The sequence below is a fragment of the Streptomyces amritsarensis genome (genome assembly GCF_001953875.1).
GTDB classification, from domain to species: Bacteria; Actinomycetota; Actinomycetes; order Streptomycetales; family Streptomycetaceae; genus Streptomyces; species Streptomyces amritsarensis.
Genome location: NZ_MQUR01000025.1, coordinates 1 through 20,166 on the forward strand (window position 1 = coordinate 1; position 20,166 = coordinate 20,166).

17 protein-coding genes are annotated in these 20,166 nt (G+C 72.2%); 12 read left to right on the forward strand and 5 right to left on the reverse strand.

All coding sequences use genetic code 11. The annotated features are described in order from the left end of the window. Positions 1-338: 338 nt before the first annotated feature. Both serA and AVW11_RS13485 read left to right on the forward strand, forming a co-directional pair. Entirely contained in the window at positions 339-1,928 is a 1,590-nt protein-coding gene (gene serA / locus AVW11_RS13480; RefSeq protein WP_030846908.1) for a phosphoglycerate dehydrogenase, read from the forward strand. Between the two features lie 222 nt (positions 1,929-2,150). Then, on the forward strand, positions 2,151-2,753 hold the full coding sequence (locus AVW11_RS13485) for a TetR/AcrR family transcriptional regulator (protein ID WP_076044085.1): 603 nt from the start codon (positions 2,151-2,153) through the stop codon (positions 2,751-2,753). Between the two features lie 299 nt (positions 2,754-3,052). Here the strand turns inward: AVW11_RS13485 and AVW11_RS13490 are convergent, their stop codons facing one another. After that, complete coding sequence (locus AVW11_RS13490; protein WP_030846923.1) at positions 3,053-4,342, reverse strand: PucR family transcriptional regulator; 1,290 nt, start codon at positions 4,340-4,342, stop codon at positions 3,053-3,055. Between the two features lie 159 nt (positions 4,343-4,501). On the opposite strand from AVW11_RS13490, the gene AVW11_RS13495 reads away from it, so the two are divergent. Then, a complete protein-coding gene (locus tag AVW11_RS13495; RefSeq protein ID WP_076044086.1) occupies positions 4,502-5,428 on the forward strand; it encodes a proline dehydrogenase family protein in 927 nt (308 codons plus the stop codon). A 33-nt stretch (positions 5,429-5,461) separates the two neighbouring features. After that, the gene (gene pruA / locus AVW11_RS13500; RefSeq protein WP_060176848.1) at positions 5,462-7,093 is read left to right on the forward strand and encodes an L-glutamate gamma-semialdehyde dehydrogenase; all 1,632 of its coding nucleotides are present in this window, start codon (positions 5,462-5,464) and stop codon (positions 7,091-7,093) included. Positions 7,094-7,300: 207 nt separating this feature from the next. On the opposite strand, the gene AVW11_RS13505 is transcribed toward pruA, so the two are convergent. Continuing rightward, the gene (locus AVW11_RS13505; RefSeq protein WP_076044087.1) at positions 7,301-8,002 is read right to left on the reverse strand and encodes a nitroreductase family protein; all 702 of its coding nucleotides are present in this window, start codon (positions 8,000-8,002) and stop codon (positions 7,301-7,303) included. 126 nt (positions 8,003-8,128) lie between these two features. Between AVW11_RS13505 and AVW11_RS13510 the strand changes: the two genes are divergently transcribed. Together AVW11_RS13510 and AVW11_RS13515 are read left to right on the forward strand one after the other, a co-directional pair. After that, a complete protein-coding gene (locus AVW11_RS13510; RefSeq protein WP_030846934.1) occupies positions 8,129-8,509 on the forward strand; it encodes an SMI1/KNR4 family protein in 381 nt (126 codons plus the stop codon). After that, a complete protein-coding gene (locus AVW11_RS13515) occupies positions 8,509-9,045 on the forward strand; it encodes a GNAT family N-acetyltransferase (protein WP_060176851.1) in 537 nt (178 codons plus the stop codon). The genes AVW11_RS13510 and AVW11_RS13515 overlap by 1 nt, the downstream gene beginning before the upstream one ends. A 10-nt stretch (positions 9,046-9,055) precedes the next feature. On the opposite strand, the gene AVW11_RS13520 is transcribed toward AVW11_RS13515, so the two are convergent. Both AVW11_RS13520 and AVW11_RS13525 read right to left on the reverse strand, forming a co-directional pair. Then, entirely contained in the window at positions 9,056-11,086 is a 2,031-nt protein-coding gene (locus AVW11_RS13520) for a phosphocholine-specific phospholipase C (RefSeq protein WP_076044088.1), read from the reverse strand. Between the two features lie 119 nt (positions 11,087-11,205). Then, positions 11,206-12,219, reverse strand: coding sequence for an NADP-dependent oxidoreductase (locus tag AVW11_RS13525; protein WP_076044089.1), 1,014 nt, complete (start codon positions 12,217-12,219; stop codon positions 11,206-11,208). 101 nt (positions 12,220-12,320) lie between these two features. Between AVW11_RS13525 and AVW11_RS13530 the strand changes: the two genes are divergently transcribed. The 4 genes from AVW11_RS13530 to AVW11_RS13540 all read left to right on the forward strand — a co-directional run bounded on the left by AVW11_RS13530 (position 12,321) and on the right by AVW11_RS13540 (position 16,025). Further along, complete coding sequence (locus tag AVW11_RS13530) at positions 12,321-13,205, forward strand: LysR family transcriptional regulator (protein ID WP_076044090.1); 885 nt, start codon at positions 12,321-12,323, stop codon at positions 13,203-13,205. A 260-nt stretch (positions 13,206-13,465) separates the two neighbouring features. After that, positions 13,466-13,594: a hypothetical protein gene (locus AVW11_RS38965; protein WP_257856696.1), complete on the forward strand. Its 129-nt coding sequence runs from the start codon at positions 13,466-13,468 to the stop codon at positions 13,592-13,594. 78 nt (positions 13,595-13,672) lie between these two features. Further along, positions 13,673-14,713 (forward strand): 3-isopropylmalate dehydrogenase, encoded by a 1,041-nt coding sequence (locus tag AVW11_RS13535; RefSeq protein WP_060176855.1) that lies wholly within the window; start codon positions 13,673-13,675, stop codon positions 14,711-14,713. A gap of 226 nt (positions 14,714-14,939) precedes the next feature. Further along, positions 14,940-16,025, forward strand: a complete 1,086-nt coding sequence (locus AVW11_RS13540; RefSeq protein WP_076044091.1) for a branched-chain amino acid aminotransferase — start codon at positions 14,940-14,942, stop codon at positions 16,023-16,025. Positions 16,026-16,092: 67 nt separating this feature from the next. On the opposite strand, the gene AVW11_RS13545 is transcribed toward AVW11_RS13540, so the two are convergent. Further along, complete coding sequence (locus tag AVW11_RS13545; RefSeq protein ID WP_076044092.1) at positions 16,093-17,520, reverse strand: cytosine permease; 1,428 nt, start codon at positions 17,518-17,520, stop codon at positions 16,093-16,095. 157 nt (positions 17,521-17,677) lie between these two features. On the opposite strand from AVW11_RS13545, the gene ureA reads away from it, so the two are divergent. Both ureA and AVW11_RS13555 read left to right on the forward strand, forming a co-directional pair. Then, positions 17,678-18,415 carry an urease subunit gamma gene (ureA, locus tag AVW11_RS13550; RefSeq protein ID WP_060176858.1) on the forward strand — a complete coding sequence of 246 codons (738 nt, stop codon included), beginning with the start codon at positions 17,678-17,680 and terminating at the stop codon, positions 18,413-18,415. Continuing rightward, complete coding sequence (locus AVW11_RS13555) at positions 18,412-20,154, forward strand: urease subunit alpha (protein WP_051700258.1); 1,743 nt, start codon at positions 18,412-18,414, stop codon at positions 20,152-20,154. The genes ureA and AVW11_RS13555 overlap by 4 nt, the downstream gene beginning before the upstream one ends. The last annotated feature ends 12 nt before the right edge of the window (positions 20,155-20,166 follow it).

A 20,166-nucleotide genomic window follows, 5' to 3' on the forward strand; every position in this document is an offset into this window, starting at 1 on the left:
GAGCTGGGTCGACAGCGACGAGAGCTGATCTCGCCGCGGCGGGGCCGGGACGGTAGGGTCCCGGCCCCGCCGCGCATCACCGTGCGGTACGGCACTTTCCGCGATCGGTGACCGGAGCGCCGGGATCGCAGCCCTCACGGGGGCCGCTTGTCCAACCCGGCCAACCACGGAAGAGTGATCCTTCCGTACAGGCGGAAAACCGGTCCGTCCGCGCCACTACACTGCTCAACACATACGCGTCAGGCCCACAGTGTCGTGCGTCTTCCACGCGGCTACCCCCTCCACCGCCTGCGGCCGTCGGGACGGCCGTCCGCACTGGACTTGTGAGGATGACCCACGTGAGCTCGAAACCTGTCGTACTCATCGCCGAAGAGCTGTCGCCCGCCACGGTGGACGCGCTCGGTCCGGACTTCGAGATCCGGCACGTCAACGGTGCCGACCGCGCGGAGCTGCTGCCCGCGATCGCCGACGTCGACGCGATCCTCGTCCGCTCCGCGACGAAGGTCGACGCCGAGGCCATCGCCGCGGCGAAGAAGCTGAGGGTCGTCGCCCGCGCCGGCGTCGGACTGGACAACGTCGACGTCTCCGCCGCCACCAAGGCCGGCGTGATGGTCGTCAACGCCCCGACCTCGAACATCGTGACCGCCGCCGAGCTCGCCTGCGGCCTGCTCGTCGCCACCGCCCGCAACATCCCGCAGGCCAACACCGCCCTGAAGAACGGCGAGTGGAAGCGGAACAAGTACACGGGTGTCGAGCTCAGCGAGAAGACCCTCGGTGTCGTCGGCCTCGGCCGCATCGGCGTCCTCGTCGCCCAGCGCATGTCCGCCTTCGGCATGAAGATCGTCGCGTACGACCCCTACGTCCAGCCCGCGCGCGCCGCCCAGATGGGCGTGAAGATGCTGACGCTGGACGAGCTGCTGGAGGTCGCCGACTTCATCACGGTGCACCTGCCCAAGACCCCCGAGACCCTCGGTCTCATCGGCGACGAGGCCCTGCACAAGGTCAAGCCGTCCGTCCGCATCGTCAACGCCGCGCGCGGCGGCATCGTGGACGAGGCCGCCCTGTACTCCGCCATCAAGGAGGGCCGCGTCGCCGGCGCCGGCCTCGACGTGTACGCGAAGGAGCCCTGCACGGACTCCCCGCTCTTCGAGCTCGACCAGGTCGTCTGCACCCCGCACCTCGGCGCGTCCACGGACGAGGCCCAGGAGAAGGCCGGCGTCTCGGTCGCCAAGTCGGTGCGCCTCGCCCTCGCCGGCGAGCTCGTGCCGGACGCGGTCAACGTCCAGGGCGGCGTCATCGCCGAGGACGTCCGTCCGGGCCTGCCGCTCGCCGAGAAGCTCGGCCGCATCTTCACCGCCCTCGCGGGCGAGGTCGCGGTCCGCCTCGATGTCGAGGTCTGCGGCGAGATCACCCAGCACGACGTCAAGGTGCTCGAACTGTCCGCGCTCAAGGGTGTCTTCGAGGACGTCGTCGACGAGACGGTCTCCTACGTCAACGCCCCGCTGTTCGCGCAGGAGCGCGGTGTCGAGGTGCGCCTGACCACCAGCTCGGAGTCCCCGGACCACCGCAACGTGGTGACCGTCCGCGGCACCCTGTCGGACGGTCAGGAGGTGTCGGTCTCCGGCACCCTCGCCGGCCCGAAGCACCTTCAGAAGATCGTGGGCATCGGCGAGTACGACGTGGACCTGGCGCTCGCCGACTACATGGTCGTACTGCGCTACACCGACCGGCCCGGTGTCGTCGGCACCGTCGGCCGCGTCCTCGGCGAGGGCGGCCTGAACATCGCGGGCATGCAGGTCGCTCGTGCGGAGGAGCACGGCGAGGCCCTCGCGGTCCTCACCGTCGACGCCGAGGTGCCGGCGAACGTCCTCGCGGACATCGCCGCCGAGATCGGCGCCGTCTCGGCGCGCACCGTCAGCCTCGCCTGACGCCGCCACGGCAGTGACATGAGGAAGGGCCCGGGGGAGACCCCGGGCCCTGGCGCGTTCCGCCGCGCGACGCCGTCCCGCGCCGCACCGGCCGGTGGTACGCCGCCTCGTGCCCCCGCGCCCCGGCGAGCCGGCCGCCCCGAGCCGCAGCGTCCATGACGCTTGTATGGAACGCTTGTCCGGGACTGCCGTCCAGGACGGCTGTCTTGCTACGGTCAGGCCATGGGACACCGCGAAGACCTGCTTGAGGGCGCCAAGAAGTGCCTGGTGGAGAAGGGGTTCGTACGCACCACCGCACGCGACATCGTCAGCGCCTCGGGGACGAACCTGGCCTCCATCGGCTACCACTACGGCTCGAAGGACGCCCTGCTCGCCGAGGCGTTCACCGGGCTGATGGAGCAGTGGGGAGCGGTCTTCCAGGACGGCCTGGACGGTGAGGGCGGATCGGCGGAGCGCTTCCGTGCCCTGTGGGAGGGCGTCCTCGCGCAGCACGAGAAGTCCGCGCCCGTGTGGGCGGCGAGCCTGGAGGTGGCCCTCGGCCGTGACCAGCGGCCGGACCTGCGGGCCATGCTCGCGGCCTCGCAGGCCGAGGGGCGCCGCAGGCTGGCCTCGCTGCTCACCGGCACCCCGGAGGGCGAGCTCGACGAGCGGGACGTGCGCACCGTGGGCTCCTTCTACCAGGCGCTGCTCGACGGCCTGATGGTCCAGCGGCTCTTCGACCCGGAATCGGCAGCCACCGCCGAGGAGCTCACCGAGGGCATGCGCCGGGCCGCCGAGGCGATGATCCGGCCGGGGGAGCGGGCCGGAGGGCGGCCTGCACCGTGAAGAAGACCCGCCGCGGGTGAATTCCGCCGGGGGCCGGCGCGTCGGCGCGCGACGGGTCACCGCTTGACCACCGGCCCAAGGCGGCGTCCCAGCCCCGGCCCGGCACGGATGAACCCACGGGGGCCGGCGCCGAGCGGCCGCACGAGCTCCCCGCTGCTCGCGCCGCGCGCCTCTGCGCGCTGCTCGGGCCGTACGCGCCGCTCGGGCCGAACGGTGAGGGCTCCCCGCCCGCCTGACGCGCCGTCGAGCGGTACCCATGGCCCGGCCCCACGCGCCCCGCGCCGTACAGGCCCGCCCCTTCAGGCCAGGCGGGAGGCCTTGAGGGCCATGTGGAGCAGCAGGCGGTCCTCGCCCGCGTCGAGGTCGAGGCCGGTCAGCTGTTCGACGCGGCCGAGGCGGTAGTAGAGGGTCTGGCGGTGGATGCCGAGGGCGGCGGCGGCGCGGCCCGCCTGGCCTGCGCAGTCCAGGAACACCTCGGCGGTGCGGGCCAGTTCGCGATGGGCCGGGGCGAGCAGGGTGCGGGCCGCCGGATCGTCCACCGGGTCGGCGGCCAGGCCCGCCAGCAGCCGGTAGGGGCCGATCTGCGACCACTGGGCGACCGGGCCGAGCCGGGGCTCGGCGACGGCCGCGCGGGCCGCGGCCACGGCCTGCTCCCAGGCGGCGGGCAGTTCGGCGAGGCCGCGTACGGGGTCGGCGACCCCTGCGGTCATCCGGAGCGGGCCGGTCGCCGCCGCGGGCCCGGCTCCCGCGGACGGTGCGGGCGCCGCCTCGGCGCGGGATGCGGCGGAGCCCGCGCCGGCCGCTGCCGCCGCCGGCTGCGCCGCGCGCGGCAGCAGCCGTGCCACCGCCGTCAGCGCCGGAGCCAGCGCGTCCGTCGAGCGCAGCCGCAGCAGTACGGCCAGGGCCAGGCCGCCCGCGGGCCCGGCGGCGGACGCGTCGCCCGGCTCCCCGGCGCCGCCGCCCCGCCGGGGCACGACGCACACGGCCGCCGCGCCCGGCACGGACGCGGGGGCCTCGCCGGGCCACGGCGCGATGCAGACCGCCGCGTGCAGGCCGTCCCCGCCCGGCCCGAGGGCGGCCCGCAGTGCGGCCACCGCCATGTCCTGCTGCCACCCCCGCCCGGCCGTGAGCACCGCCTGGAACTCCCGCGACAGGTCCGCGCCCGCCTTCGCCTCCTCGGCGAGCAGCACCCCGATCCGCTGGGCCACCTCCATGGCCGCGGCCAGCGCCGCGGGGTCGGGGCCGGGCTTGCCGGGCTCCTGGTCGAGCAGCCACACGTAGCCCTGCACGATGCCCCGGAACCGCACCGGCAGGCAGATCCGCCCCCGGAACACTCCTGCGTCGGGCGCCGCCGGGATGCGGACGGGACCGGTGGCGCGGGCGATGCCGAAGCCCTCGAACCACGACCGCACGGCCGCCGTCGACTGCCGGGTCAGGATCGAGCGGGTCCGCACCGGGTCCATGGCCAGATCGTCGTCGCTGTCGTGGGCACCGAAGGCGATGAGGCGGAAGTCCCGGTTCTCCAGGGTCGCCGGGGCGCCGAGGAGCGCCGAGATCTCGTCCACCAGGTCCTGGTAATCGCCCTTCACCCGGCCATTCTCCCACTCCCGCCCCTCCTCTTCAGACAGATGTATGAGATCGCGGACACGGATGCGTGACAGCTGTCGATGGCAGAGGATCAAAGCGATCCTTAGGTTTCACGGTGGTTTTACTTGCGCTTTTCTTCTGCCACCCGCTGGAGGTGCCCCGTGCTGGGTCCCGTGATCCTCGCCGCTTCGCGCAGCGACAAGATGCGTCGTATCGTCTCGGCCGCCCCGGTGACCAAGCCCGTGGTGAACCGTTTCATCCCCGGCGAGACGGTCGACCAGGTCATCCCGATCGTCGAGGACCTCACGCAGGCCGGCCTCGAGGTCACCCTCGACGTCGTCGGTGAGGACATCACCGAGGTGGAGCAGTCCCACGCCGCGCGCGACGCCTACCTCCAGCTCATCGAGCGCCTCGCGGAGCTCGGCCTCGGCGAGAAGGCCGAGATGTCCGTCAAGCTGTCCATGTTCGGCCAGGCCCTGGAGGGCGGCCACGAGCTGGCGCTCGCCAACGTCCGCCCGGTCGTCGAGGCCGCCGCCGCCATCGGCACCACCGTCACGCTGGACGCCGAGGACCACACCACCCTCGACTCGATGTTCGCCATCCACGAGGAGCTGCGGAAGGACTTCCCGCAGACCGGCTGCGTGATCCAGGCGTACCTCTTCCGCACCGAGGCCGACGCCCGCCGGCTGGCCGCGAACGGCAGCCGCGTGCGGATCGTCAAGGGCGCCTACAAGGAGCCCGCCGAGGTCGCGTACCAGGACAAGGCGGAGATCGACAAGGCGTACGTCCGCATCCTGAAGATCCTGATGGACGGCGAGGGCTACCCGATGATCGGGTCCCACGACCCGCGTCTGATCGCCATCGGCCAGGAGCTCGCCCGCAAGGCCGGGCGCAAGCTGGACGAGTACGAATTCCAGATGCTGTACGGCATCCGCAGCGAGGAGCACCTGCGGCTCGCCGCCGAGGGGCACCGGATGCGTGTCTACACCGCGTACGGGACGGACTGGTACGGCTACTTCATGCGCCGCCTCGCGGAGAAGCCGGCCAACCTGCTCTTCTTCGTCCGCTCGATGATCACCAAGAACTAGCCAAGAACCAGGTCTAAGGAGTTGTCAGCCCCCATGGATGCTGTGACCCAGGTCCCCGCGCCGGTCAACGAGCCGGTCCACTCGTACGCCCCCGGGACCCCGGAGCGCGCGCGTCTCGAGGCGCAGCTCAAGCTGCTGTCCGAGAACCCGGTCGACCTTCCGATGACGATCAACGGCGTCAAGCGGATGGGCGGCGGCGAGCGTTTCGACGTGGTTCAGCCGCACGACCACAAGTCGGTGCTCGGCACGTACGCCAACGCCACCCAGGCCGACGCGCAGGAGGCCATCGACGCCGCCCTGGCCGCCGCCCCGGCCTGGCGCGCGATGTCCTTCGACGACCGCGCCGCGATCATCCTGCGCGCCGCCGAGCTGCTGTCCGGCCCGTGGCGCGAGAAGCTCGCCGCCTCCACCATGCTCGGCCAGTCGAAGACCGCCCAGCAGGCGGAGATCGACACCCCGTGCGAGCTCGTCGACTTCTGGCGCTTCAACGTCCACTTCGCCCGCCAGATCCTGGCCGAGCAGCCGGTCGCGAACTCCGCCGGCGTGTGGAACCGCAGCGACCACCGCCCGCTCGAAGGCTTCGTCTACGCGATCACGCCGTTCAACTTCACGGCCATCGCCGGCAACCTGCCGACCGCTCCCGCCCTGATGGGCAACGTGGTCCTGTGGAAGCCGTCCCCGACGCAGACCCACTCCGCGGTCCTCCTCATGGAGCTCCTGGAGGAGGCCGGCCTGCCCAAGGGCGTCATCAACCTGGTGACCGGCGACGGCATCGCCGTGTCCGAGGTGGCCCTGAACCACCCCGAGCTCGCCGGCATCCACTTCACCGGCTCGACCAAGACCTTCCAGTACCTGTGGAAGACGGTCGGCAACAACATCGAGACGTACAAGTCCTACCCCCGCCTGGTCGGCGAGACCGGCGGCAAGGACTTCGTCGTCGCGCACCCGTCCGCGGACCGCGCGATCCTCAAGACCGCCCTGACCCGCGGCTCCTTCGAGTTCCAGGGCCAGAAGTGCTCGGCGTCCTCGCGCGCCTACATCCCGGCCTCCATCTGGAACGACGGCTTCAAGGAGGCCTTCGCGGCCGAGGTCGACGGCATCACCATGGGCCCGGTCACCGACCTGTCCAACTTCATCGGCGCCGTCATCGACGACCGCTCCTTCGCGAAGAACAAGGCCGCGATCGACCGGGCCAAGGCCGACCCGACCTGCGAGATCGTCGCCGGCGGCACCTACGACGACTCCGAGGGCTACTTCGTCCGCCCGACCGTCATCGTCTGCACCGACCCGGAGAACGAGGTCTTCACGACCGAGTACTTCGGCCCGATCCTGGCGATCCACGTCTACGAGGACGAGAACTACGACGCCATGCTGGCGCAGATGGAGTCCGTCTCGGCCTACGCCCTGACCGGCTCGATCATCGCCGCGGACCGCTACGCGGCGGCGGACGCAATGGAGAAGCTCCGCTTCGCGGCGGGCAACTTCTACATCAACGACAAGTCCACCGGCGCCGTCGTCGGCCAGCAGCCCTTCGGCGGCGGCCGCGCCTCCGGCACCAACGACAAGGCCGGCGCCGCGTCGAACCTGCTCCGCTGGACCTCGACCCGCTCCATCAAGGAGACCCTGGTCCCGCCGACCGAGTACGGCTACCCCCACATGGGCTGATCCCGGCCCCCAGCGACCCCGCCCCCGTTCCGGTACCCCCAAGTCCGGAACGGGGGCGGTTTCCATTTCCCGGCCGGACAACTCCTGCTGGCGGGACACCGCAGGACCGGGTGCGGATCGGGATGCGGCTCGCGGAGGCGCTCGGCGGCGGCGGGCAGGCCGCGGCGGCCCCGGAACAGGGCCCGGAGCCGCCCGGCGGGGAAGTCGTCACACCTCGACGATGACCTGGTCGAGGGACTTGCGGACGAGGTCCGGGACCACGCAGTCGTCCGCCGGGTAGCCGACCGGGATGACCGCGAAGGCCTTCTCGTTCGCCGGCCGGTTCAGGACGTGGCCGAGGAAGCGCATGGGGCTCGGCGTGTGGATCAGCGCGGCCAGGCCGCTCAGGTGCAGGGCGGTCAGGAGCATGCCGACCGCGATGCCGACCGACTCGTCCACGTAGTAGTGCTTGCGCTTCGTACCGTCGGGGCCGAGCCAGTACCGCTGCTGGAAGACCACGATCAGCGCGGGGGCGTCCGTCAGGTGGGTCTTCACGGCGTCCGTGCCGAGCGGGCGCAGCGCCGCCAGCCACTCGTCGCCGAGCCGGCCGTCGTAGGAGAGCTCCTCCTCCTGCTCGGCGGCCGCGCGGATCTGCCGGCGCACGGCCGGGTCCTTGACCAGGACGAAGGTCCACGGCTGCTGGTGCGCACCGGACGGCGCCGTCGCCGCGCACGCGATGGCGTCCCGGACGGCCTGCTCGGGCACGGGGTCGGGGGAGAAGTGGCGTACGGTCCGCCGCTCGTCCATCCGGGCCCGCAACCCGGCGGCGCGCGCCAGGGACTCGTGCTGCGGCATGCGCTCGGGCCGGTAGGGGGCGGGGCGGTACGGCTGGCCGTGGGTGGGGATCCACTGCTGGGTATCGGGCGACATGGGGCGAGTCTGCCGACGCATTGGTCCAGACCGCTAGAGCCGCTTCGGCCGATGGCGGCCGGTGTGCGGCGTTCGGTGTCCGCAATGCGGTGCCGAAGGTGGCCCCGCCCTTGGTACGTTCGCGGGATGAGCGACTGGGACGCGGAGGCGGTACGGGCCCGGCTGCGCGCGAAGCACTTCCGCCACGAGCTGAGGCCGCCGCTCGCCGAGGCGGAGGTCCGGGCCTTCGAGGAGGAGCACGGCATCCGGCTGCCCGAGGAGTACCGGACGTTCGTCACGACGGTCGGCGACGGCCCGGCGGGCCCCGAGGACCGCCGGTTCGACGAGGCCGAGGGGCTGACCCTCGGCACGCTCATGCCGGCCGAGGAGGGCTGCGGCATCTACTTGAGGCTGATCCTGAGCGGGCCCCTGGCCGGCCAGGTCTGGCACGTGGACCAGGATTTCGGCTGCCACATGCCTGAGAGCCCGGACTTCCGCACCTGGTACACCGACTGGCTGGAGCAGTGATGGACACGCGGACCGCGCACACCTCGCAACTGTCATCCGACGAGCTCCGCGCGATCCGGGCGCTGCTCGACGACGCCTTCGAAGGGGACTTCGCCGACGAGGACTTCGAGCACGCGCTCGGTGGGATGCACGTGCTGATCGGGGTGGACGGCCGGCTCGCAGCGCACGGCAGCGTCGTGCAGCGGCGGGTCCTGCACCGCGGCCGGGCCCTGCGCACCGGATACGTCGAGGCCGTGGCCGTACGGGCCGACCTGCGCCGCCGCGGTCTCGGCGGGCAGGTGATGGCCCGGCTGGAGCAGGTCGTGGCGGGTGCCTACGTGCTGGGCGCGCTGTCGGCGTCCGAGGAGGGGGCCGGGCTGTACCTGGCCCGCGGCTGGTCGGTGTGGCCGGGCGAGGTGGGGGCGCTCTCCCCGGACGGGCCGGTGCGGCTGCCCGAGGAGGAGGGCTCCACCTATGTGTGGGCGCCGCCCGGCGGGGTCCGGCCGGACCCCGCCGCGCGGCTCGACTTCGACTGGCGCGACGGGGACGTCCTCTAGGCCGGAGGGGTCACGACCCCGAGACGCTCGCCGAGCCCGTCTCGATGTGGCCCGTGTAGCGGCGCGACCAGGTGCCGTCGGAGTCGGCCAGGACCGTGAAGTCGTACCAGCCCTTGTGGTACGCCACCGCGTTGAAGAAGTCCTCACGGGAGGAGTTCGCCGGGACGGTGTACGTCCACGGCCCGTCCGAGCGGTAGGCGTTGGAGCGGATCGTGAAGGTGACGGGGGAGGCGGAGGAGTTCGCCATCTTGAACCAGATCGCCGTCCTGCCGGTCCCGGGCTCCACCGCGAACCGCGCCGCCACCTCGATCGCCCTGCCCGCCTTGGACGCGTCGCCGATGAAGCGCCGCAGGAAGCGGTTCGGCCCGTACATCGAGATGTCGTACTTGCCGGAGCCGTGACCCAGTCCGATGTGGAAGTAGTCCGTCGAGGTACCGCCCGGGTCCACCGTGTACTGCCAGGCCGCCGTGTCCCGGTGCTGGTGCGGATGGATCGAGAAGTGCGCGGGCCGCTTGGCCTGGCTGCCCTGGTTCGTCATCGAGAACCAGGCGGTGATCTGCCCGGCCGCCCCGAACTCGAAGCGGTCCAGATTGCCGTTGACCTGGTACGGGAGGGCGCGCGCCGGCCGGGTGCCGGGCTCCTGCGCCGGCAGGGCGTTGTCCTGCGGCACCGGGTTGGGCAGCGGGGCGCAGTTCGCCTGGCCGATCACCTTGGCGGTCGACGGCAGGCCCGCGGGGACGCCGTAGACGGGCCGGGTGAAATCGAAGACCCCGGTCAGGTCGCCCACCACCCTGCGGCGCCAGGCGCTGATGTTCGGGCAGGCGGCGGGGGTGCCGAGGGCGGCCGTCCAGGTCTCCATGAAACGGAGCACCGAGGTGTGGTCGAAGACCTCCGAACTGACCCATCCACCGCGCGTCCACGGGGACATGACCAGCATGGGGACGCGGAAGCCGAGCCCGATCGGAAGGCCGTCCAGGTACTCGCCGGGGGTTCCGGGCGGGGCGATCGGCGGCGGCACGTGGTCGAAGAAGCCGTCGTTCTCGTCGTAGTTGAGGAACAGGACGGTGGAGTCGAAGACCTCGGGGTTCGCCGCGAGGGCGCGGTAGACCAGGTCCACGAAGTGCGCGCCGTCGCCGGGCGGGGCGTACGGGTGCTCGGAGAAGGCCTCGTTCGCGACGACCCAGGACACCTGGGGCAGGGTGCCCGCGAGGACGTCGGCGCGGATGGCGGCCGCGATGTCGTCCGGGGTGGAGCCGGTGACCTTGGGGACCGAGCCCATGCCGCGGTCCCACAGCGGGTTCCCGGGGGCCGCGTCGGTGAAGTTCTTGAAGTAGGCGAGGCCGTTGTCACCGTAGTTGTCCTGGGCGTTCTGGTAGACCTTCCAGGTCATCCCGGCGCGCTGCAGGGCCTCCGCGTACGTCTCCCAGGTCAGCCCGGACTCCTCGCCGCCGTCCTTGCTGGCGGCGTCGATCTTCCCGCTCCACAGGAACGTGCGGTTCGGACCGGTCGCGCTGAGGGCGGAGCAGAAGTACGCGTCGCACACCGTGTAGTGGTCGGCGAGGGCGTAGTGGAAGGGGATGTCGCCCCGGTCCAGGTGGCCCAGGGTGCGGGTGTTGCCGACGCCCAGGACCCAGTTGTCCATCCGGCCCTTGTTCCAGGCCGCGTGCTGCGAGGTCCAGCTGTGCGGGAGGTCGCCGCTGCACTGGGCCAGGGTCGCACCGTCCGCGCCGCCCGCCGGCGGGGTGGCGGACAGCTTCCACGGGTACTGCCGGGCACCCCAGTTGGGCTGGTTGAAGGTGCCCCAGCCGCCCGGGATGTTCCCGGCGGCGCGGTCGCCGAACCCGCGGACGCCCCTGAGCCTGCCGAAGTAGTGGTCGAAGCTGCGGTTCTCCTGCATCAGGACCACCACGTGCTTCACGTCGGTGATGGTGCCGCTCGCCGTGGCCGCGGCCGCCGACGAGGGCGCGGCCACGGGCAGGGCCGCCCCCGCCACCAGCCCGGCGCCGATTCCCACGAAACCTCTTCGGCTGATCGGTGTCACTGGCCCCTCGCCTCCCACTCCGGTGCCCCGGTGGCACATCGACGGCAAGGGTGGCGGGGCCGCCTCCAAAGGTCTACAGCCGTGCGGCAAGAGTTCGGTGAACTTCCGGGTGGCCCGGATCAGCTGCCGACCCGCACCAGCATCTTGCCGGTGTTCTCCCCGCGGAGCATGCCGCGGAAGGCGTCCACCGTGTGCTCGAAGCCCTGCACAACGGTGGTGTCGGTGCCGATCCGGCCACTGCGCAGATGGGGGACGAGGTAGTCCTCCAACTCGCCTTGCAGATTGGTGTGATGGCGAACCAATACGCCCTCCAGGCGCAGCGACTTGTGTACGACCTCGAAGAGGTTGCGGGGCGCGGCGGGGGAGCGGTCGCCGTTGTAGGTGGAGACGGCGCCGACCCAGGCGATCCGGCCGAACTCGCGCAGCGCGCCGATCGCGCCCTCCAGGTGCTCGCCTCCCACGTTGTCCACGTAGACGTCGATGCCCTCGGGAGCGGCCTTCGCCAACTGCTCGCCGACCGGGCCGTCGTGGTAGTCGAAGGCCGCGTCGAAGCCGAGGACGTCCGTGAGGTGGGCGGCCTTGGCCGCGGAGCCGGCGCTGCCGATGATCCGCCGGGCGCCCAGCAGCCGCGCGATGTGCCCGGTGGCGGTGCCGACCCCGCCCGCCGCGGCGGAGACGAACAGGTCCTCGCCCTCGCGGAGCGCCGCGGTCCGGGTCAGTGCGGCGTACGCCGTCAGGCCGGTGCCGCCGAGGATCGACAGGTACGCCTCCAGCGGGACGCCCGCGTGCCCGCGCAGCTTGCGGGTGCCGTCCCGGCCGAGGGAGACGAGCGCGTGCGTGCGCCAGCCCTCGCGGTGGAAGACCAGGTCGCCCACGCGCAGCCCCGGGTCGCGGGAGGCGATCACGCGGCCCACCGAGCGGCCCTCCAGCGGGGTGTTCAGCGCGAAGCCGCCCTCGCCGCCGTCCATCAGGCCGCGGTGGTACGGGTCCACGGAGAGCAGGAGGTTCTCCACCAGGGCGGTGCCGGGCTGCGGCTCGGGGACCGGGGAGGAGACGTAGGCGAAGTCGGAGGCGGCGGGGAAGCCGTCGGGGCGGGCGATCTGGTGGACGGCGCGAGCGGTGTGCGTGGTCATGGCCCGAACGCTAGGAAGGAATCGGGGAACCGGGCAGGGGGTTGGGCTCATGGAAGTCACCTGTCCATGAACGTCACTCATACAGCGAGGTGGGGGCCCCGATGCCCGATCTCCTCCCGCAGGAACTGCGGATCCTGGTCGCCGTCGCGGAAGCCCGCGGCTTCTCCGCCGCGGCTGCGGTGCTCGGCCTCACCCAGTCGGCCGTGTCGCACTCGGTACGCGGGAGCGAGGCCAAGCTCGGCGCGGTGCTCTTCGAGCGCGGGCGCTCCGGGGCGTCGCCCACACCGGCGGGGGAGCGGGTGGTCGGCCACGCCCGCCGCATCCTGCGGCTGTACGAGGCCATGGGCGCGCAGGCGCGCGGCGCGGGCCGCGACGGGGGCGGCGACCGGCTCGGCGGCGTACTGCGGATCGCGGCGTTCCGCAGCGCCGCCCTGCACCTGCTGCCGCCCGCCCTGGAACGGCTGACCGCCCGGCACCCCGGCATCCGGCCCGAGGTCCGCGTGGTGCGGGAGATCGGCGCCGGCGCGGCCGGGGAAGTGGCGGCGGGCCGCGCCGACCTGGGCATCGCCACCCTGGGCGGTTCGCAGGACGCGGCGCCGCCCGGCCTGCTGACGGGTGTGCTCGCGCAGGAGGCGTACCACCTGGTGCACCCGGCGGGGCATCCCGACCCGAGATCGCTGCCCCTCATGGACTGGGACGAGAACTGCGGCTCCTACACCCGCGCCTGGTGGCGCGCCCAGGACTGGATCCCGCGGGCGGCGGTCATGGCGGAGGACGACGCGATGGTGCTGACCCTGGTCGGCCGCGGGCTCGGCATGGCGATCATGCCCGAGCTCTCCCTGAGGGAGGCGACCGAGGCGGTGGAAATCACCGGATTGGGCCCGCAGGGGCCCGTGAGGCAGGTGGGATACGTCACTACGCCGGAAGCCGCCTCAACTCCCACCATCAGGGCCCTGATCAGGGAACTTCGCTCCGAGAGAGGCTGAAACGGACTCCGCGGGAGCGGCTTTTCGGGGGGATCCGCGTCTCAGATAGTAGGAAGTCCGAGTAACTGCCGAGACATACAGCGGGACCTGCCCTAGCTTTGTAGGAGCCGAACGTCTCGCCGATCAGGCGAATGGCGGTCGAGAGCGCGCGCCCCTGGCAGGCAACCCCTGCGGCGCCCTGCTCCCCGCCTCTTCCGGCGCCTTGAAGGAACCCCTCATCCGTGGCCCCGCCACGCCGTGATCTCAAGGAGTCGATCACCATGACCGCAACCACCGCCACCCGCCGCGTCCGCCACGCCTCCGCCTCGGCCGACGAGCGCAAGAACGCCGCCGCCGCCCTGCAGCGCGCCCTCGACCGCCGCGACAACGGCGGCTCGACCGGCCACTGACACCTTCCCGGGCGACATTTCACGTCCACATCGTGGACGTGAAATGTCTGAGGACTGGACACGGAGTACGGTTTCGCCATGTCGACCAGCATCAATCTCGCAGTGATCCCCGGTGATGGCATCGGCCAGGAAGTCGTGGCTCAGGGACTCAAGGTCCTTACCGCGGTCCTGCCCCAGGATGTGAAGCTGGAGACCAGGCAATACGACCTCGGCGCCCAGCGCTGGCACCGCACCGGCGAGACCCTCCCGGACGCGGAGCTCGAGGCCCTCAAGCACCACGACGCGATCCTGCTGGGCGCCATCGGCGACCCCTCGGTCCCGTCCGGTGTGCTGGAGCGCGGCCTGCTGCTGAAGCTGCGCTTCGCCTTCGACCACTTCATCAACCTGCGCCCCTCGAAGCTGTTCCCCAACACCGCCACCCCGCTGGCGGGCCGCCCGGACATCGACTTCGTCGTGGTCCGCGAGGGCACCGAGGGCCCGTACACCGGCAACGGCGGCAGCCTGCGCACCGGCACCCCCGCCGAGGTTGCCACCGAGGTCAGCGTCAACACCGCGTACGGTGTCGAGCGCGTCGTCCGCGACGCGTACGAGCGGGCCAACTCCCGCCCCCGCAAGAAGCTGACGCTGGTCCACAAGAACAACGTCCTCGTGTACGCGGGCCACATGTGGAAGAACATCTTCGACAAGGTCGGCCAGGAGTACCCCGAGGTCACCACGGACTACCTGCACGTCGACGCGGCGACGATCTTCTTCGTCACCCAGCCGGAGCGCTTCGACGTCATCGTCACGGACAACCTCTTCGGTGACATCCTCACCGACCTGGCCGCCGCCGTCACCGGCGGAATCGGCCTGGCCGCCTCCGGGAACATCAACCCGACCGGCGCCTTCCCGTCCATGTTCGAGCCCGTCCACGGCTCGGCCCCGGACATCGCCGGCACCGGCAAGGCCGACCCGACCGCGACGATCCTCTCCGTCGCCCTCCTGCTGCGCCACCTGGGCTACGAGGCCGAGGCCGTCCGCATCGAGGACGCGGTCTGCGCCGACCTCGCGGAGCGCGACGGAACCTTCCGCTCCACCGACGCGATCGGCGACGCCCTCGCCGCGCGAGTAGCCGGCTGACCCGGCCGCTCCACCCCAGGAAGCCGCCGGGTCACAATGGGACCCGGCGGCTTCTCCTGTGCGGCCCCGGGTGCCACCATCTCCCCTGGGCCGCAATCCCCCGCTTCTCCGAAGCCTGCCCGCGCGCGATAATCGAACGCGAGGCCGCGGAATGCGGGGAAGCTCGGACGTCCTAGTACGCCGTGAGCGCGGTCCGCCATACACAACCGGTGAAGGACAAGCACTCATGACGACGCCCACGATCGAGCTCAAGCCCTCCTCGAACCCGCTGTCCGACGCGGAGCGCGAGGCGATCCTGGCCAGCCCCGGCTTCGGCCGCCACTTCACCGACCACATGGTGACGATCAAGTGGACCGAGGGCCGCGGATGGCACGACGCCGAACTGGTCCCGTACGCGCCGCTCTCGATCGACCCGGCGAACATGACCCTGCACTACGCGCAGACGATCTTCGAGGGCCTGAAGGCCTACCGCCAGCCCGACGGCACCGTCGCCACCTTCCGCCCCGAGGCCAACGCCGCACGCTTCCAGGCCTCGGCCCGCCGCATGGCGATGCCGGAGCTGCCGGTCGAGCTCTTCATCGAGGCCTGCGACGCCCTGATCAAGCAGGACCGCGCCTGGGTGCCCGACTCCGGCGAGGCCTCGCTGTACCTGCGGCCCTTCATGTTCGCCTCCGAGGTCGGCCTCGGCGTCCGCCCGGCCAACGAGTTCCTCTTCATCGTCATCGCCTCGCCCGCCGGCGCGTACTTCCCCGGCGGGGTCAAGCCCGTCTCCGTGTGGCTCTCCGAGGACTACGTCCGCGCGGTCAAGGGCGGCACCGGCGCGGCCAAGACCGGCGGCAACTACGCCGCCTCGCTGGTCGCCCAGGCCCAGGCCGCCTCGCACGGCTGCGACCAGGTGGTCTGGCTCGACGCCGTCGAGCACCGCTGGATCGAGGAGATGGGCGGCATGAACCTGTACTTCGTGTACGGCGACCGCATCGTCACCCCCGAGCTCACCGGCTCGCTGCTCCCCGGCATCACCCGCGACTCCCTCCTCACCATCGCCCGCGACCTCGGCTACACCGCCGAAGAGGGCCGCCTGACCACCGAGGACTGGCAGCGCGACAACGCCGACGGCACCCTCACCGAGGTGTTCGCCTGCGGCACCGCCGCCGTCATCACCCCGGTCGGCTCGGTCAAGTCCGAGCGCGCCAATTGGACCCAGGGCGACGGCGAGCCCGGCGAGGTCACCATGCGCCTGCGCAAGGCGCTGCTGGACCTCCAGACCGGCCACGCCGCCGACACCCACGGCTGGATGCACCCCCTCGGCTAGGCCGCGTACGCGAGCGGGCCCGCACCTTCCGGATCTCCGGGGTGCGGGCCCGCTCGCTTATGGGACCTCAGGCGTTCGCGGGCTCCTCGGCCGCGGCGACCGCCGCCGCCGCGGCCGGAGCTCGGCGGGCGGTGAGTGCGGCGTACACGAGCCCGCCGGTGAGGCCGGAGAGGACGAAGGAGCAGTCCACGCCGCCGGTGAGGGCCAGCAGCGGGCCCTCGTGGAAGGGGGTGGTGACGGCGAGCAGGCCGACGGCCGCGCCGATCGCCCAGGAGGCGGTGGCCGCGACGTTCCAGCCGGAGCGGTACCAGTACACGCCGCCCACCGAGCGGCGGTTGAAGACCTGGAGCGCGTCGGCGTCGTAGACCCCGCGGCAGCGCACGTGGCCGATCAGGGTGATCACGGCCCACGGGGTGCCGATCGCGGTCAGCACCAGGACGAACGAGGTCATCGCGGACTGCACGTCCCACTCGAAGGACCCGATGAAGACGAAGGCGGTCGCGACGGCCGCGGCGATCACGGTGGCGGTGGTGCGGGTCGCCCGCGGGACGATCGCGTCGAGGTCCAGGCCCATGGAGTAGAGCATCAGCCCCGCGTTGCCCACCGAGCCGGCCGCCGCGGCCGCCAGCAGCGGGAGCAGGTACCAGTACGGGGCGGCCTCGACGAGCGGTCCGGCGTAGTCCAGGCCCGCCCGGGCGGCCAGTGCCGTGTAGGTGCCGAAGAGCTGCGGGATCAGCAGACCGATCAGCAGGCCGAAGGCGGTGGCCCACAGGACCTTGCGCGAGCTGTGCCGGCGCGGGGAGATGTAGCGCGTGTAGTCGCCCAGCAGGGTGATGAAGGCGACGGGCCCGCTGAGCCCGGCGGCGACGGCGGCCAGCAGCCACGTCGGCCAGAAGGAGCCGAGCAGGTAGGGGGTCTCGGGCGGTGCGGCGGTGGTGAAGTCCGGGGCGTAGGCGACGAGGCCGACGGCCAGGAGCGCCACCATCCCGATGGACAGGACCTTGCTCATACGCAGCAGCAGCCGGTAGCCGAAGACGGCCGCGACGACGGTACACGCGGCGAGCAGGCCGTACATCACGGCCCGCGACAGGCCGGTGTCCGGGAGCCCGGTGAGCCGCGCGAGGGTGCCGACCATCACGTCGCCGCCGATCCACAGCGTGAGCGCGGTGTAGCCGAGCGAGAGCAGCAGGCCGACCACCGACCCCACGAGCCGGCCGCGCACACCGAACTGCGCGCCGCTGGAGGTGGAGAGGTTGGTCGCGGTGCGCAGGGAGACGAGCGCCAGCGGCGCGGTGAAGGCGATGCCGACGAGGGTGCCGGTCACGATGGCCGTGACCGAGGGCCACAGGCCCAGTCCGAAGGACGGGGGCAGCCAGCCGAAGACGATCACGCCGAGGCACAGGTTGGAGCCGAGCAGGATCGATATCAGGTCACGGGGACCGCTCGTCCGCTCCTCCTCCGGGATGGTGTCGACTCCGCGCTGTTCGATGGGCATGGGGGGACTCCCTTGGCAGGGCGGGGGGTGGTTGCGCTTGTGTTTGAGCGACACTCAATGTGACGCACGCCCTGCGCCCAGGTCAATGATTCCCCACAACGAAATGAAGAGTTAGAGTGATGCTCTAACTCTTCGACTCAAGAGGTGGTGGATCGGCGTGCGGCTGACCCCAACGGAGCGCGACCGGCTGCTGCTCCGCAGCGCTGCGGAACTGGCCAGGGCCCGGCGGGCCCGTGGCCTGAAGCTCAACGTCCCGGAGGCCACCGCGCTGATCGCGGACACCGTCTGCGAGGCCGCGCGCGACGGCAAACGCCTCGCCGAGGCCATCGAGGAGGCCCGCAGCGTGCTGGGCCCGGACGACGTCCTGCCGGGCGTCGCCGACGTGGTCACCGAGGTCCACGTGGAGGCCGTCTTCGACGACGGATCCCGCCTCGCCGTGGTCCCGGCCCCCGTCCGGGGCGCGGTGCCGCTCGGCGACGACGCCCCGGGCGCCGTCGTCCCCGGCCCCGGCGTCCCCCAGCCGGAGCCGGTCGTGCACCTGCACGTGCGCAACACCGCCGACGTCCCGGTGAGCGTGACCTCGCACTTCCACTTCTTCGAGGCGAACCCCCGCCTGGACTTCGACCGCGCCGCGGCCTACGGCATGCGGCTGTGCGTGCCGGCGGGCTCGTCCGTACGGTTCGACCCCCGCGGCGAGGGCGACGTCGGCCTCGTGCCCATCGGCGGCGACCGCATCGCGATCGGCTTCGCGGGCCTGGTCGACGGCCCGCTCGACGCCCCCGGTGCCAGGCAGGAGGCCCTGCGCCGCGCTGCCGCCTGCGGCTACCTGGGCGCCACCCAGGCCGGGGCCGGCCAGAGCGACCCCACCGACCGCCCGGAAGGGACCACGGAATGAGCAGGCAGACCCCGCACACCGACCACAGTGCGCACTGCGCGCCCGGCAGCCGGCACATCGATCCGCACGAGTACGCGGCCGTCTTCGGCCCCCGCGCGGGGGACCGGGTGCGGCTCGGCGACTCCGGGCTGACCGTCCGGGTGGAGTCGGACGCGCAGAAACCGGGGGACGAGTTCCTGGCGGGCTTCGGCAAGACCGCCCGGGACGGCCTGCATCTGAAGGGGGCCGCGGTCCGCGACACCTGCGACGTCGTGATCAGCAACGTCCTGGTCATCGACGCCGTCCTCGGCATCCGCAAGGTCTCCATCGGCATCCGCGAGGGCCGCATCCACGCCATCGGCCGGGCCGGCAACCCCGACACCCTCGACGGCGTCGACGTCGTCGTCGGCACCGGCACCTCGATCGTCTCCGGCGAGGGCCTGATCGCCACCGCCGGCGCCGTGGACACCCACGTCCACCTGCTGTCCCCGCGCATCATGGAGGCCTCGCTCGCCGCGGGCGTCACCACCGTCATCGGCCAGGAGTTCGGCCCGGTGTGGGGCGTCGGCGTCAACTCCCCGTGGGCCCTGAAGCACGCCTTCAACGCCTTCGACGCCTGGCCCGTGAACATCGGCTTCCTCGCCCGCGGCTCCTCCTCCGACGCCGCCCCCCTCGTCGAGGCACTCGCCGAGGGCGGCGCCAGCGGCTTCAAGGTGCACGAGGACATGGGCGCCCACACCCGGGCCCTGGACACGGCGCTGCGGGTGGCCGAGGAGCACGACGTGCAGGTCGCCCTGCACAGCGACGGCCTCAACGAATGCCTGTCCGTCGAGGACACCCTGCGGGTGCTGGAGGGCCGGACCATCCACGCCTTCCACATCGAGGGCTGCGGCGGCGGACACGTCCCGAACGTGCTGAAGATGGCGGGCGTGCCGAACGTGATCGGCTCCTCCACCAACCCCACGCTGCCCTTCGGCCGGGACGCGGTCGCCGAGCACTACGGCATGATCGTCTCCGTCCACGACCTCAAGCCCGACCTCCCCGGCGACGCCGCCATGGCCCGCGACCGGATCCGGGCCGGGACGATGGGCGCCGAGGACGTCCTGCACGACCTGGGCGCGATCGGCATCACCTCCTCCGACGCCCAGGGCATGGGCCGCGCCGGCGAGACCATCCGCCGCACCTTCGCGATGGCCGCGAAGATGAAGGGCGAGCTCGGCCCGCTGGAGGGCGACGGCGAGGGCGACGACAACGCCCGCGTGCTGCGCTACATGGCCAAGCTGACCATCAACCCGGCCATCGCCCACGGCCTGGCGCACGAGATCGGCTCCATCGAGGTCGGCAAGCTCGCCGACATCGTGCTCTGGCGCCCCCAGTTCTTCGGGGCCAAGCCGCAGCTCGTCCTGAAGTCCGGCTTCCCCGCCTACGGCGTCACCGGCGACCCCAACGCCGCCACCGACACCTGCGAACCCCTCGTCCTCGGCCCGCAGTTCGGCTCGTACGGAGCCACCGCGGCCGACATCTCCGTCGCGTTCGTCTCCGCCGCGGCCGCGGCCCTGGGCAGCGACGAGATGCCGACCCGCCGCCGCCGGGTCGCCGTCCGCGGCACCCGCGGCATCGGACCCGGCGACCTGCTCCTCAACTCCCGGGTGGGTGCCGTCGACGTGGACGCGCGCAGCGGACTGGTCTCGCTCGACGGGGAACCCCTGCGCTCCGAAGCCGCCGCATCGGTCTCGCTCAACCGCCTGTACTTCCTGTAAGCCAGCACAGCG